Raw genomic sequence first — 13,194 nt, forward strand, 5'->3', positions numbered from 1 at the left:
GACCCGCCGACAGTCCTGTGCCGGCTCTCAATCTCCGTCCTGGAGGTGTCCCTGGTTTCTATCCTGAAACATCCTGGGCATCTCCTGACGCCATCCTTCGCTCTTGCCTGAGCGCATCCCTTTCTTCGTCCTGAAGCTGCATCATCCTGATGCTTTCCTGCTCCACCGGTTCCGTTCCGGTAACGATAAGATCGCTTAAATTCCCCGGAATCACAAGGGTTTGGGAGGCGTCTCACACTAAATTAAGCCTAAGAGTTATCCTAAAGAAATTCTAACCAATTGATCTGGATAACAATAATCTCATAGTCTGGAAAAAGGTGGGAAAAATTAAGAGCGATCTCTCACACCCTGTGTGAGAGATCTCTTACACGGGCGACGGCGAATCCGCCGCGCTTCAGTCCAGCACCGGGCGCAGCGCATCGAGGAAATTCCCCAGCGTCGCCGCCAACAAGGTGCGCTTATCGCTGCCGAATTGTTCCAGCACCACGTTGCCGCTAACGTTGCACAGCGACACCATCGTCATCTCGGATTCGGTGGTCGCCAGGAACAGCGTTGGCGACAGTTTGAGACGTTTTTGCGTCACCAGATGACCGATCAGGTTCTCCTGCAGGCGGATAAAATCCTCCTCGCTCCAGACCTGCAGCAGGCTCAGGCGATGCTCCCCAAATTGCGCGCTCATGTCGCCCGCGTATTGCTGCGTGTAAAAACGGTGCGCATCCGGCTGCAAACGCAGCTCCAGCGCGGCTTCTACCCTCTCCAGCGTCGCCGCCGGCTCGAAAGGCTGCGGCAACCACAGCACCTCGTCCTCGCGATTCTCCACGATGCAGGGCGACGGCACGCCGTACAATGCCTGGCTGGCCGGCGCGTGGCCGCGCGCTTGCTGCCACAACTCGACATAGCGTTGAGTGAATTCACGCAGAGCGTGCGATACATCATGGTCCATATTCTTTCTCGCATACGTTAAACTGACGGCCATTGTACCTATCTCTGAGCGAGGTGACAGCAGATGTCCTCCTATCAAGACCACCAGGCCCTGTCAGGGCTGACGCTGGGCAAACCCACCGCCTACCGCGATCGCTACGACGCCACGTTGCTGCAGGCGGTGCCGCGCAGCATGAACCGCGAGCCGCTGGGGCTGTATCCCGACAACCTGCCCTTCCACGGCGCGGACATCTGGACGCTGTACGAACTCTCCTGGCTGAACGCCAACGGGCTGCCGCAGGTGGCGGTCGGCGAGATCAGCCTCAACGCCGACAGCCTGAACCTGATCGAATCGAAAAGCTTCAAACTGTATCTCAACAGCTTCAACCAAACCCCGTTCGCCGATTGGGAAACGGTGCGCAGTACCCTGCAGCGCGATCTGTCTGCCTGTGCCCAGGGTGAGGTAAGCGTCACCCTGTTCAGCGTCGAGCAGCTGGAAGGCACGCCGATCGCGCGTCTGGCCGGCGACTGCATCGACCAGCAGGATATCCGCATCGACAATTATGAGTTCAACGCCGACTGCCTGCTGAACGCCGCCGGTGAAGAGGTGGTGGAAGAGCAATTGGTCAGCCACCTGCTGAAGTCCAACTGCCTGATCACCCATCAACCGGACTGGGGCTCGGTGCAGATAAGCTACCGCGGCGGCAAGATCGATCGCGAAGCGCTGCTGCGCTACCTGGTCTCCTTCCGCCACCACAACGAATTCCACGAGCAGTGCGTCGAGCGCATCTTCAACGATCTGATGCGCTACTGCCGGCCGCAAAGCCTGACGGTTTACGCCCGCTACACCCGCCGCGGCGGGCTGGACATCAACCCGTGGCGCAGCAACGTCGTATTCGCTCCCGCGCACGGCCGCCTGGCGCGCCAATAAGTGCGAAACATTGCTCAACAACTGAGCTAACGAGCGGTTTATGTTGGTAAAAGCCCAGGGACGGCGGTAAGGTTAAAACGAGGCTGCGGCCGGGCAGAGCGCCCGCTGCGCCGCAGCACGCCAACCATAACGAGATGCTGTTTTGCTGCGTATGGATTACTACCGCCCCGCACCGGGTGCAAAGGAGTTACCTTGATTACACACATCAGCCCGCTTGGCTCTATGGATTTATTGTCGCAGCTGGAAGTAGACATGCTGAAGCGCACCGCCAGCAGCGACCTGTACCGCCTGTTCCGCAACTGTTCGCTGGCCGTGTTGAACTCCGGCAGCCAAACCGACAACAGCAAACAGCTGCTGTCGCGCTATGAAACCTTCGACATCAACGTGCTGCGCCGCGAGCGCGGGGTGAAGCTGGAGCTGGTCAACCCGCCGGAAGAGGCGTTCGTCGACGGCCGCATCATCCGTTCGCTGCAGGCCAACCTGTTCGCCGTGCTGCGCGACATCCTGTTCGTGCACGGCCAAATCGCCAGCGCCGGCCGTTTCCAGCACCTGAACCTGGAAAACTCGGCCCACATCACCAACCTGGTATTTTCGATCCTGCGCAATGCGCGCACGCTGCATCTGGATGAAGATCCCAACATGGTGGTGTGCTGGGGCGGGCACTCGATCAACGAGAACGAATATCTGTACGCGCGCAAGGTCGGCAGCCAGCTGGGCCTGCGCGAGCTCAACATCTGCACCGGCTGCGGGCCGGGCGCCATGGAAGCGCCGATGAAAGGCGCGGCGGTCGGCCACGCGCAGCAGCGTTACCGCAACAGCCGCTTTATCGGCATGACCGAGCCTTCGATCATCGCCGCCGAGCCGCCTAACCCGCTGGTGAACGAGCTGGTGATCATGCCGGACATCGAAAAACGCCTGGAAGCCTTCGTGCGCATCGCGCATGGCATCATTATCTTCCCGGGCGGCGTCGGCACCGCCGAAGAGCTGCTGTACCTGTTGGGTATCCTGATGAACCCGGAGAACAGTGAACAGGTGCTGCCGCTGATCCTGACCGGGCCGAAAGAGAGCGCCGACTACTTCCGCGTGCTGGACGAGTTCATCATGAACACGCTGGGCGACGAAGCGCGCCGCCATTACACCATCATCATCGACGATCCGGCGGAAGTGGCGCGGCAGATGAAAAAAGCCATGCCACTGGTGAAGGAAAACCGCCGCAACACCGGCGACGCCTACAGCTTTAACTGGTCGATCCGCATCGCGCCGGATCTGCAACTGCCGTTCGAGCCGACCCACGAAAACATGGCTAACCTCAACCTGTATCCGAACCAGCCGCCGGAGCAATTGGCCGCCGCGCTGCGCCGCGCCTTCTCCGGCATCGTCGCTGGCAACGTGAAGGAAAACGGCATCCACGCCATTGAGCAGTTCGGCCCGTACAAGCTGCACGGCGAACCACAAATGATGAAGCAGATGGACAGCCTGCTGCAGGGCTTTGTTGCCCAGCACCGCATGAAGCTGCCGGGCAGCGCCTATGTGCCCTGCTACGAAATCGTCGCCTGACCCTCAATCCCGGGCGGCGTAACGGCCGCCCTGTTTTTTCTGACCTTACCGCCCATGATGATACACCTACTGATTGTCGACGCCCTGAACCTCATCCGCCGCATTCACGCCGTGCAGGGCTCCCCTTGCGTCAACGCCTGCCGCCACGCGCTGCAGCAGTTGCTCCAGCACAGCCGCCCGACCCACGCGGTGGCGGTATTCGACGAGGACGACCGCAGCGACAGCTGGCGCCACCAAATTCTGCCGGACTACAAGGCCGGGCGCTCGCCGATGCCGGAAAACCTGCAGCAGGAGATGCCGCAGCTGCGCGAGGCCTTCGCCGAGTTGGGCGTCGCCAGCTGGCATTCGCCCGGCAATGAGGCGGACGATCTGGCGGCCACGCTGGCGGCGAAGGTCGCCGGCGGTGGCCACCAGGTGACCATCGTCTCCACCGACAAAGGCTATTGCCAACTGCTGGCGCCGAACGTACAAATTCGCGATTACTTCCAGAAACGCTGGCTGGATATGCCTTTCGTGCAACAGGAGTTTGGCGTGCAGCCGCAGCAGCTGCCGGACTACTGGGGGTTGGCGGGGATCGGCAGCAGCAAGATCCCCGGCGTGGCCGGCATCGGACCGAAAACCGCCGTGCTGCTGCTGCAGCAGTCGGGCAGTCTGGACGGGCTTTATCAGCACCTGGAGCAGGTGCCGGAAAAATGGCGCAGTAAGCTGGAGCAGCACCGCGAGCTGGCCTACGTCAGCAAACAAGTCGCCACGCTGCGCACCGATCTGTCGCTGGACGGCAACCTGCAGCAGCTGCGCCTGCCGATACAATAAGGGCGCTGCAAGCAGCGCCCTTCATCAGGTTTAACGCGGTTAATCGCGCTCGTCGCGGCGGCCCGGCACCGCCGACCACATGCGGCGCACGTGTACGGTGATCTCTTCACGATCGTGATACAGCTGCTTGGCGTGCACTTCAGCGCTGATGCCGGCGGCGCTCAACGCTTCGCGGATGTTCATCAGGTTTTGCGACACTTCCTCATAGCGCTTTTTCATCGGCAGTTTGAGGTTAAAGATCGCTTCGCGGCACCAGCCTTTCACCAGCCACTGAATCATCAGGCTGGTCACCTTCGCCGGTTTTTCCACCATGTCGCACACCAACCAATAGATCTTGCTGCTGTTCGGCTCGAACTTGAAGCCGTCGGCGCGGTGATGCGTTACCTGGCCGGTTTCCATCAGGCTCGGCGCCATCGGGCCGTTATCCACCGAATGCACCATCATGCTGCGTTTCACCAGCTGATAGGTCCAGCCGCCCGGGCAGGCCCCCAGATCGACTGCGTGCATGCCGCTGGCCAGGCGCTCGTCCCACTCGTCGGCGGGGATGAACACGTGGAACGCTTCTTCCAGCTTCAGCGTCGAGCGGCTCGGCGCATCGGCCGGGAAACGCAGACGCGGAATGCCCATATAGAACGGTGAGTTGTTGTTGCTGTAGGAATAACCGACGTAGCAGCAGCCCGGCGCGATGAAAAATACATGTACCACCGGGCGAGTCGGGTTCTCGCGCGCCATCAGCACCTTCTGCTCGCGCATCGCGGCGCGCAGCGGCACCGTCAGCTTGCGGCAGAACTTCATCAGCTCTTTGCTTTCGTTGGTGTCCGGCACTTCCACCCGCAGCTCGCCGCCGCGATCGACCACGCCGATCAACATGCCGACGATCGGCGATACCCGATCTTCCGGCGGCAGATCGCGCAGCAACTCCCCCACCACGATCATCTGGCGGGCGAAAATCAGTTCGCGGAACGGAATTTCCCGCGCCAAACGGTCGGCATCGTCCGGCTGATAGCATTCGAACAACACGTAACCGCTGTGCTCTTTTACCCGCGCAAAGCCGTAAATCTCCAGCTGGGCGGCTTTATCGGTGATCTCCGCCGCACACTCTTTTTCGAAGCCGGGGCGGCAGTACAACGCAATCTTATTCATGGCGCTCGGCCTTTTTCCTCAGACGCAAAGCGCCAATCAACATCAATATCCAGCCGATCAAGAAGCACACGCCGCCAACCGGCGTGATATATACCCAGACCTTCAGGTGCGACAGCGCCAGGCAATAGAGGCTGCCGCTGAACAACACGGTGCCGAACGCCAACAGCGCTCCGCTCCAGTAAAACCACAGGCTCACGCGGCGCTGCATCGCGATCGCCAGCGCCAGGATAGCCAGGGTGTGGAACCCCTGATACTCCAGCCCGGTGCGGATCCAGGCCATTTCGTTGGCGCCCAGCGTGCCGCTTAACACATGCGCGCCGAATGCGCCCAGCGCGACAAATACAAAGCCGCTGATAGCGGCGAAAACCAGCATGGAACGGCTGCTCATCGTGATCTATCCCATTAAAAATCACCGGCCGCGGCAAGGCGGCGGCCGGCCTTATTGTTCGTAGCGGAAGCGGAACTTCTCTTGTTCGCTGGCGGCACGCGCCAGGATCCACTGCCGGAAGGCGGCTATTTTACCCAGTTCTGCCTGGCTGTCATGACATACCAGATAAAAAGCATTTTTACTGACCAACACATCGTTGAACGGGCACACCAGACGACCGGCTTCAATCTCGGTTTGCGCCATCACGTTGTTCACCAGCGCCACGCCCTGACCGTGCACCGCCGCCTGCACCACCATGGCGCTGTGGCTGAAGATCGGCCCCTGCTGCACATTGATGTGTTGCAACCCCAGCTGGCGCGTATAGGCCAGCCAGTCACGGCGTGAAACGTCATGCAGCAACGTATGATAAGCCAGATCGTCTGCGGTTTTCAGCGGATGATCGCCGGTCAGCAGGCTCGGCGAACAAACCGGCAGCAGATATTCCGCATACAGGCGCTCGGCGCGCAGCCCCGGCCAATTGCCGCGGCCGTAGAAAATCGCCACATCGACGTCGTCCGCCAGCTTGTCTTCTTCGCGGTCCACCGCCTGGATGCGCACATCGATCCCCGGATAAGCTGAGTTAAAGCCGGACAAGCGCGGCACCAGCCACTGAATGGCGAAGCTCGGCGGCAGACTGACGGTCAATGCCCCCTTGGCGCTGCGCGCCTGCAGCTTGCGCGTCGCCTCGTTGATCGAAGAGAAGATCTCCTTGATATCGAGGTAGTAACTTTGCCCCTCTTCGGTCAGCAGCAGCGAGCGGTTGCGCCGACGAAACAGCTTCAGCCCGAGGAAGTCCTCCAGCGACTTGATCTGGTGGCTCACCGCGGCCTGGGTCACGAACAGCTCTTCCGCCGCCTTGGTGAAACTCAGGTGGCGAGCGGCCGCATCGAACACGCGCAGCGCATTGAGGGGAGGTAAGCGTTTAGACATTAAATTAGCTACTTTTGTGTAACATTAATCCGAATGATTCGGCGCCGAAAATCGGGCGGCTTTGCGTGGCAAGCCATCGGTAAACGCTAACGGCGTATTGCCATTAGTTTTTTTTATCCGAGCCATTATAATTTGTCCGTTGAGGATGCGCCAGCAAATACCTATAGTGGCGGCACTTCCCGGGCCGGAACGAAAAGGGAGTGGGTGTCGAGGACGCCGATGAACTTTTGGCTTGTGGTTGTGATGTTGTGTTTGCAAATTGTCCGGCGATTCCGGACATGGTAGCTAGGCTACTGTTTTTTCACTTCCTGTACATTTACCCTGTCTGTCCATAGTGATTTTATGCAGCACCGCAAAACTTGCGGTGCTTTTTTTTGCCTGACGGTTACTGGTTGCTTTCAACCATCTCTTTCACATCGGCGCGGTTGATCTGTTGCTCGACGCCGTTGGCGTCTTTATAGCTGATCATGCCGGTATCGTTATCCACTTTAGGCTTACCGTCAGCGACAATGGTGCGTCCGTCATTGGTATGCATCACGTAGTTGCTGGAACAGGCGGCCAGGGTGAACGTAAGCATCAGGGCAGAGATAACTGCGGCTGTTTTCTTCATTGAGGACTCCTTTGTAGTTTTAAATGCTGATAAATACCTTTTATGTGTATAGATGCGATTAATAAGCGCACGTTTAATAGCATAACAAACTTTCCCAATTTTGCCAGGCGATAAGTCCTAATCGGCGCGAACGCTTGTCTCCGGCGGCAAAATAGGACAGGATCACCCATCGACTCAAGCCAGTGACAATCAGGGTATGACGCCTTTTAACCCCAGCCTTTTTCGCCAACAGTTTCCCGCGCTCGCGCAGGACGGCATCTATCTGGACAGCGCCGCCACCGCGTTGAAACCGCAGGCGGTGATCGACGCCACGCAGCAGTTTTATCGCGACGACGCCGCCACCGTGCACCGCAGCCAGCATCGGGCGGCGCAGGATCTGACCGCCCGTTTCGAGCAGGCGCGCGGCCAGGTCGCGCAACTGATCCATGCGCCGTCGGCCGACGACATCGTCTGGACGCGCGGCACCACCGAGGCGATCAACCTGGTGGCACAGAGCTACCTGCGCCCGCGTCTGCAGCCAGATGATGAAATTCTGGTGAGCGAAGCGGAACACCACGCCAACCTGATCCCCTGGCTGATGGTGGCGGAGCAAACCGGCGCGCGGGTGGTGAAACTGCCGATCGGCGCCGATCGGTTGCCGGACCTGGCGCAGCTGCCCGCCCTGCTCAATGACAAAACCCGCCTGTTGGCGCTGGGGCAAATGTCCAACGTCACCGGCGGCTGCCCGGATCTGGCGCCGGCTATCGCGCTGGCCCATGCCGCCGGCGCGCGCGTGATGATCGACGGCGCCCAGGGCGTGGTGCACGGCCCGGCCGACGTACAGCGGCTCGACATCGATTTTTACGCCTTCTCCGGCCACAAGCTGTATGGCCCGACCGGCATCGGCGCGCTGTACGGCAAAGCCGAGCTGCTGGCGCAGATGGCGCCGTGGCAAGGAGGGGGAAAGATGCTGATCCAGGCGTCGTTCGACGGCTTTACCCCGCAAAAGCCGCCGCACTGCTTCGAGGCCGGCACGCCAAACATCGCCGGCGTGCTGGGATTGGCCGCTGCGCTCACCTGGCTCAGCGAACAGGATATGGCGGCGGCGGAGCGCTACAGCCGCGAGCTGGCGGACCGGGCGGAACAGCGGTTGGCGCAGCTGCCGGGCTTTCGCAGCTTCCGCAGTTCCGGTTCCAGCCTGCTGGCGTTCGATATCGCCGGCGTACACCACAGCGACATCATCACGCTGCTGGCGGAGCAAGGCATTGCGCTGCGCGCCGGCCAGCACTGTGCGCAGCCGCTGATGGCGGCGTTAGGCGTCAGCGGCACGCTGCGCGCGTCGTTCGCTCCCTACAATACTCAACAGGACGTCGATACGCTGGTCAGCGCGTTAACTTACGCCCTCGATCTGCTGGCCGACTGACTTGACTCCCGGAGACGCTATGCTCGCCCCCCATCCTTTTGGCCGAGAGATCACCGCCGACGCGTTGATCGCCACCTTCAGCGCACTGAAACAGTGGGAAGACCGCTACCGCCAGCTGATTATGCTCGCAAAACGGCTGCCGCCGCTGCCGGAAGCCTTGCGCAGTGAAGAAATGGCATTGAGCGGTTGTGAAAACCGCGTCTGGCTGGGGCACCAGTTGCTGGAAGACGGCACGCTGCACTTCTATGGCGACAGCGAAGGCCGCATCGTGCGCGGCCTGCTGGCGGTGCTGCTGACCGAAGTGGAAGGGAAAACGCCGCCGCAGATCGCCGCAATGGATCCGCTGGCGCTGTTCGACCGCCTGGCATTGCGCGCGCAGCTGAGCGCCACCCGCGCCAGCGGCCTGGCGGCGTTGGCCGCCGCCGTAAAGGCGATCGCCGCCCGTTACGCCTGACGCGCCGCCTTCGCCACCATCTTTTTCAGCGCGTGCGACACGGCGACGAAGCCGAAGGTGGCGGTGACCATGGTCGCCGCGCCGAAACCTGCGCTGCAATCCATTCTTTTCGGCCCTTCCGCCGTGCTGCGCGAAGCGCATACCGAGCCGTCCGGCTGCGGATAAACCAGCGGCTCGCTGGAGAAGACACAGTCGATGCCCAGCTTGCCCTTGCCGTTTTTCACCACGTTGAAATCGTGCTTCAGCCGCTCGCGCAGTTTGGCGGCCAGCGGATCCTGAATAGTCTTCGCCAGATCGGCCACTTCGATTTTAGTCGGGTCTATTTGCCCGCCGGCGCCGCCGGTAGTCACCACCGGGATCTTGAAACGGCGGCAGTAGGACAGCAGCGCCGCCTTCGGCCGCACGCTGTCGATGGCGTCGATGACATAGCTGAAGTTATGGTCCAGCAGCTCGGCGACGTTGTCCGGGGTAATGAAATCATCGATGCAGGTCACCCGGCATTCCGGGTTAATCGCCAGGATACGCTCCGCCATCACCTCGGTTTTGGATTGCCCGACATGCTGACGCAATGCGTGGATTTGACGATTGGTATTGGTGACGCAGACATCATCCATGTCGATCAGGGTGATGGCGCCGATGCCGGTGCGCGCCAGCGCCTCAGCCGCCCAGGAACCCACGCCGCCGATGCCGATCACGCAGACGTGTGCCTGCGCGAACACCGCCAGCGCCTGCTGGCCGTACAACCGCGCCGTGCCGCCGAAACGCTGCAGATAGGCTTCCGAATAAGCTGTGCTCATAACGCTTTAATTACCTTCGTAATGCAAATGATAAGGGCCGGAAAATCCGGCCCTTGCGGGTCAATCTTTTCACGCCGTATGCGTTTAGCGGGTGGCCAGCAACGAACCGCCGCCGTTTGACTGATTGGCGCTGAACAGCTGGCCACCGCCGTTGTTCTTCAGCACCCAGACGCGGCCGTAGTGGTTGTAGTACCCCGCCGAGTGGCCGGCTTCCGGCCCGATGCCCTGATACATGTCAAAATGCTGGCCCTTGATGGCGCCGCCCACGTCGAGCGCGACCATCAGACGCATCTCGTATTTTCCCGTGAATTTACCCTTGTTGTCCAGCAGCGGCACTTCGGCCAGCAGCGTGGTGCCCGCCGGGATCAGCGAACGGTCGGAAGCCACCGAGGCTTTGGCGATCAGCGGCACCGCACTGGCGCCTTTCACCGGCGCAAAAGCTTCCGGGCGGAAGAACACGAACGATGGGTTCTGCTCCAGCAGCTCACGCACCTCTGCGGCGCTGTGGGTATCCGCCCACTGACGGATCGCCTGCATCGACATGTCCGCCTTGGCCACTTCGCCGCGATCGATCAGCACCTTGCCGATGCTGCGATAGGCGTGGCCGTTCTTGCCGCCGTAACCGAAGAACACCAGCGGCTGGCCGTTGCCGTAGTCGACATAACCGCTGCCCTGGACTTCCATCATGAAGTTGTCCATCAGCGAGTTGGTGTAAGCGATGATATAGCGATCGTCGAGCGCGCCGGAGTAGATGCCCGCGCGATCCGGCAAGCGGCCCCTGCCCTTCGGCGGCATGCGGTACAGCGGATAGCGGAACTCGCCCTGTTGGGTATAGCGCGCCTGCACCACCGGCGTATAGTAGCCGGTAAACTGCACGTTGCCGTAATTGTCGACGCCTTCCATCTGGTAAGCGCTGAGGCCGTACTGGCTCAGCATGCGCGTGTCGGCGCCGGACGCCATCCAGCTTTGCACCGCCTGATAGGTGCTGTTGTTGCGGTTAAACAGCGAAGGCGACGCGTACTTGATCTCCATCAGCTGATCCGAGTAATCCTTGGCGTTGACCGGCGAACCTTTGGCGTTGGGCTGATTGACCAGCTCCAGCGATTGATCCAGACGGCCGTCCTTATATTGCTGACCCCGATCGGTCGGCTTGGACGAACAGCCCGCCAACACCGCCACCATCAACCCGCCCAGCAGGTATTTGCCCCAACGTCCTTTCATCGCGCACACTCTCAAACTGATATGATCTACCGGCTGAACGATAACAAACGCTCATTGATAAAGGAATCGCTGCAAATAAAAAAAGCCGCACGGAGGATGGTGATGAAAAAGAAGGCAAATTGCGGGCAAATTCAGCAGAAAAACGGGTTTAGGGCAATAAAATGCAAAAAGGGTTTGCAACAAAACGCATGGAGAGTATAGTGCGCATCCATCGGACGCGGGGTGGAGCAGCCTGGTAGCTCGTCGGGCTCATAACCCGAAGGTCGTCGGTTCAAATCCGGCCCCCGCAACCAACCGATGCCGCATTGGCGGTATTTTTCGTTTGGTTTCGATAACAAAGTATTACACGGACGCGGGGTGGAGCAGCCTGGTAGCTCGTCGGGCTCATAACCCGAAGGTCGTCGGTTCAAATCCGGCCCCCGCAACCAACCGAATGTCGTACCAGCGGCATAACATGAACGGTGGTTTCGTCGTAATACCGCATCAAGACGGACGCGGGGTGGAGCAGCCTGGTAGCTCGTCGGGCTCATAACCCGAAGGTCGTCGGTTCAAATCCGGCCCCCGCAACCAACTCTTGATGACAACAGATAAGCACCCTGACGGGTGTTTTTTTGTATCTGCAATCCGCGAAAATAGCCGGACTCGCGCCCGGCCCTGCCGTTATCGACTCGCCAGCGCGCCGCCGTTGGCGAAATAAGCCTTGATGCCCGCCAGAATCGACTCCGCCACCTGCTGCTGGAAGTGGCTGGTGCGCAGCTTGCGCTCCTCTTCGATGTTGCTGATAAACGCCGTTTCCACCAGGATCGACGGGATATCCGGCGCCTTCAACACCGCAAAACCGGCCTGATCGACGCGATTCTTGTGCAACCGGTTGATTTTGCCCATCCGGTTCAACACTTCCTTGCCGAATTTCAGGCTGTCGTTGATGGTCGCGGTCTGGATCAGATCGAACATGGTGTGGTCGAGATAGCGGTCGCCGCTCTTGCTGACGCCGCCGATTTGGTCCGAGGCATTCTGCGTCTGCGCCAGGAACTTGGCCGCCGAGCTGGTGGCGCCTTTGGTGGACAATGCGAACACCGATGACCCGCGCGCAGCGCGGCTGGTGAAGGCGTCGGCATGAATCGAAACGAACAGATCGGCGCGCTGCTTGCGCGCCTTGGCGACGCGCACCTTGAGCGGAATAAACACGTCCTCATTACGCGTCATGAACACTTTCATGTTCGGCTCGCGCTTGATCATGGCGTTCAGCTTGCGGGCAATCTGCAGTACGATGTCTTTCTCGCGCGTCTTGTACTTGCCGATCGCGCCGGGATCTTCGCCGCCGTGGCCGGGATCCAGCATGATGACGATCGGCCGATCGCGCCCCGCTTTGCCGGCCTGCGGCGCTTCCGGCGGCAGCGTGCGCTCCAGATCGCCCTTGTTGTAATCTTCCAGTAACGCCAGTAGCGGATCATATTCCTCGCCGCCGCTGCCGCCCTTGGTCGGATAGAGATCCATCACCAGACGGTTGCGATACTCCGGCACCGGCGCCAGCGTGAAAATATGCGGGCTGACGCTTTGTTTGAGCTCCAGCACCAGCCGCACGGTATTCTGATCGAACTGGCCGACGCGCGCCTGCTTGAGATAAGGATCGTCGGCGCGCACCTGCCCGGCGATGCCCTTCAGCACGCTGTTGAGGTGAACGCCTTCGATATCCACCACCACGCGATCGGGATTGGTCAGGGCGAACTGCTTGTATTTCAGCTCGACGTTGGATTCCAGCGTGACGCGGGTATAGGTGGAGGATGGCCAGACGCGCACGGCGATCACGTGCGATGATGCGGCGAAGCCCGTACGACTCACACTCAGCAACCAGCTGGCGGCAACGCCCTGTAATAAACGACGGCGGCCCAGATTGTGATTAGCGTTTGGCATGCGGCTCCGGCAGTAATAGCTGTTTACAACAGATGAAAAAAACACCAATGAAATGGGGATGCCGAAAACTTTAA

13 protein-coding genes and 3 tRNA genes are annotated in these 13,194 nt (G+C 60.3%); 8 read left to right on the forward strand and 8 right to left on the reverse strand.

What is annotated here, in order from left to right; genetic code table 11:
- Positions 1 to 394 precede the first annotated feature (394 nt).
- The gene (gene syd / locus GT753_RS20495; protein ID WP_015378901.1) at positions 395 to 943 is read right to left on the reverse strand and encodes a SecY-interacting protein; all 549 of its coding nucleotides are present in this window, start codon (positions 941 to 943) and stop codon (positions 395 to 397) included.
- A gap of 63 nt (positions 944 to 1,006) precedes the next feature.
- On the opposite strand from syd, the gene queF reads away from it, so the two are divergent.
- From queF to xni, 3 genes are all read left to right on the forward strand, one after another.
- Positions 1,007 to 1,852 (forward strand): NADPH-dependent 7-cyano-7-deazaguanine reductase QueF, encoded by an 846-nt coding sequence (gene queF / locus GT753_RS20500; protein ID WP_021505657.1) that lies wholly within the window; start codon positions 1,007 to 1,009, stop codon positions 1,850 to 1,852.
- A 192-nt stretch (positions 1,853 to 2,044) separates the two neighbouring features.
- Positions 2,045 to 3,409, forward strand: a complete 1,365-nt coding sequence (ppnN, locus tag GT753_RS20505) for a nucleotide 5'-monophosphate nucleosidase PpnN (protein ID WP_021505658.1) — start codon at positions 2,045 to 2,047, stop codon at positions 3,407 to 3,409.
- A 54-nt stretch (positions 3,410 to 3,463) separates the two neighbouring features.
- The gene (gene xni / locus GT753_RS20510) at positions 3,464 to 4,222 is read left to right on the forward strand and encodes a flap endonuclease Xni (RefSeq protein WP_021505659.1); all 759 of its coding nucleotides are present in this window, start codon (positions 3,464 to 3,466) and stop codon (positions 4,220 to 4,222) included.
- Between the two features lie 39 nt (positions 4,223 to 4,261).
- On the opposite strand, the gene rlmM is transcribed toward xni, so the two are convergent.
- The 4 genes from rlmM to GT753_RS20530 form a co-directional block, all read right to left on the reverse strand.
- A complete protein-coding gene (rlmM, locus tag GT753_RS20515) occupies positions 4,262 to 5,365 on the reverse strand; it encodes a 23S rRNA (cytidine(2498)-2'-O)-methyltransferase RlmM (RefSeq protein WP_015378905.1) in 1,104 nt (367 codons plus the stop codon).
- Positions 5,358 to 5,753, reverse strand: coding sequence for a DUF423 domain-containing protein (locus tag GT753_RS20520; protein WP_021505660.1), 396 nt, complete (start codon positions 5,751 to 5,753; stop codon positions 5,358 to 5,360). Before GT753_RS20520 ends, rlmM begins: the two co-directional genes overlap by 8 nt.
- 51 nt (positions 5,754 to 5,804) lie before the next feature.
- Positions 5,805 to 6,722 (reverse strand): transcriptional regulator GcvA, encoded by a 918-nt coding sequence (locus GT753_RS20525; RefSeq protein ID WP_004931894.1) that lies wholly within the window; start codon positions 6,720 to 6,722, stop codon positions 5,805 to 5,807.
- Between the two features lie 385 nt (positions 6,723 to 7,107).
- Entirely contained in the window at positions 7,108 to 7,332 is a 225-nt protein-coding gene (locus GT753_RS20530; RefSeq protein WP_004931891.1) for a YgdI/YgdR family lipoprotein, read from the reverse strand.
- A 196-nt stretch (positions 7,333 to 7,528) separates the two neighbouring features.
- On the opposite strand from GT753_RS20530, the gene csdA reads away from it, so the two are divergent.
- Complete coding sequence (gene csdA / locus GT753_RS20535; protein WP_015378907.1) at positions 7,529 to 8,734, forward strand: cysteine desulfurase CsdA; 1,206 nt, start codon at positions 7,529 to 7,531, stop codon at positions 8,732 to 8,734.
- Between the two features lie 19 nt (positions 8,735 to 8,753).
- Positions 8,754 to 9,188 carry a cysteine desulfurase sulfur acceptor subunit CsdE gene (gene csdE, locus GT753_RS20540; RefSeq protein ID WP_021505663.1) on the forward strand — a complete coding sequence of 145 codons (435 nt, stop codon included), beginning with the start codon at positions 8,754 to 8,756 and terminating at the stop codon, positions 9,186 to 9,188.
- Here csdE and tcdA read toward each other — a convergent pair.
- Both tcdA and mltA read right to left on the reverse strand, forming a co-directional pair.
- Positions 9,179 to 9,985, reverse strand: coding sequence for a tRNA cyclic N6-threonylcarbamoyladenosine(37) synthase TcdA (tcdA, locus tag GT753_RS20545; RefSeq protein WP_004931886.1), 807 nt, complete (start codon positions 9,983 to 9,985; stop codon positions 9,179 to 9,181). The two genes, csdE and tcdA, sit on opposite strands and share 10 nt — an antisense overlap.
- 84 nt (positions 9,986 to 10,069) lie before the next feature.
- Positions 10,070 to 11,206 carry a murein transglycosylase A gene (mltA, locus tag GT753_RS20550; RefSeq protein ID WP_004931884.1) on the reverse strand — a complete coding sequence of 379 codons (1,137 nt, stop codon included), beginning with the start codon at positions 11,204 to 11,206 and terminating at the stop codon, positions 10,070 to 10,072.
- 216 nt (positions 11,207 to 11,422) lie between these two features.
- Between mltA and GT753_RS20555 the strand changes: the two genes are divergently transcribed.
- The 3 genes from GT753_RS20555 (at position 11,423) to GT753_RS20565 (ending at position 11,776) form a co-directional block, all read left to right on the forward strand.
- Positions 11,423 to 11,499 (forward strand) — tRNA-Met (locus GT753_RS20555).
- A gap of 58 nt (positions 11,500 to 11,557) precedes the next feature.
- Positions 11,558 to 11,634: transfer RNA gene (locus GT753_RS20560), tRNA-Met, on the forward strand.
- A gap of 65 nt (positions 11,635 to 11,699) precedes the next feature.
- A tRNA-Met gene (locus GT753_RS20565) sits at positions 11,700 to 11,776 on the forward strand.
- Between the two features lie 90 nt (positions 11,777 to 11,866).
- Here the strand turns inward: GT753_RS20565 and amiC are convergent.
- Entirely contained in the window at positions 11,867 to 13,120 is a 1,254-nt protein-coding gene (gene amiC / locus GT753_RS20570) for an N-acetylmuramoyl-L-alanine amidase AmiC (RefSeq protein WP_021505664.1), read from the reverse strand.
- Positions 13,121 to 13,194 lie beyond the last annotated feature (74 nt).

Origin of the sequence: Serratia sp. Z4 (genome assembly GCF_009900725.1) — a bacterium.
Lineage (GTDB): Bacteria > Pseudomonadota > Gammaproteobacteria > Enterobacterales > Enterobacteriaceae > Serratia > Serratia nematodiphila.

What these genes read in the sequence shown, in the direction of transcription:
- syd (WP_015378901.1), bottom strand. Translation starts at nt 943, where the DNA reads ATGGACCATGATGTATCGCACGCTCTGCGTGAATTCACTCAACGCTAT.
- queF (WP_021505657.1), top strand. Translation starts at nt 1,007, where the DNA reads ATGTCCTCCTATCAAGACCACCAGGCCCTGTCAGGGCTGACGCTGGGC.
- xni (WP_021505659.1), top strand. Translation starts at nt 3,464, where the DNA reads ATGATGATACACCTACTGATTGTCGACGCCCTGAACCTCATCCGCCGC.
- rlmM (WP_015378905.1), bottom strand. Translation starts at nt 5,365, where the DNA reads ATGAATAAGATTGCGTTGTACTGCCGCCCCGGCTTCGAAAAAGAGTGT.
- GT753_RS20520 (WP_021505660.1), bottom strand. Translation starts at nt 5,753, where the DNA reads ATGAGCAGCCGTTCCATGCTGGTTTTCGCCGCTATCAGCGGCTTTGTA.
- GT753_RS20525 (WP_004931894.1), bottom strand. Translation starts at nt 6,722, where the DNA reads ATGTCTAAACGCTTACCTCCCCTCAATGCGCTGCGCGTGTTCGATGCG.
- GT753_RS20530 (WP_004931891.1), bottom strand. Translation starts at nt 7,332, where the DNA reads ATGAAGAAAACAGCCGCAGTTATCTCTGCCCTGATGCTTACGTTCACC.
- csdA (WP_015378907.1), top strand. Translation starts at nt 7,529, where the DNA reads ATGACGCCTTTTAACCCCAGCCTTTTTCGCCAACAGTTTCCCGCGCTC.
- csdE (WP_021505663.1), top strand. Translation starts at nt 8,754, where the DNA reads ATGCTCGCCCCCCATCCTTTTGGCCGAGAGATCACCGCCGACGCGTTG.
- tcdA (WP_004931886.1), bottom strand. Translation starts at nt 9,985, where the DNA reads ATGAGCACAGCTTATTCGGAAGCCTATCTGCAGCGTTTCGGCGGCACG.
- mltA (WP_004931884.1), bottom strand. Translation starts at nt 11,206, where the DNA reads ATGAAAGGACGTTGGGGCAAATACCTGCTGGGCGGGTTGATGGTGGCG.
- amiC (WP_021505664.1), bottom strand. Translation starts at nt 13,120, where the DNA reads ATGCCAAACGCTAATCACAATCTGGGCCGCCGTCGTTTATTACAGGGC.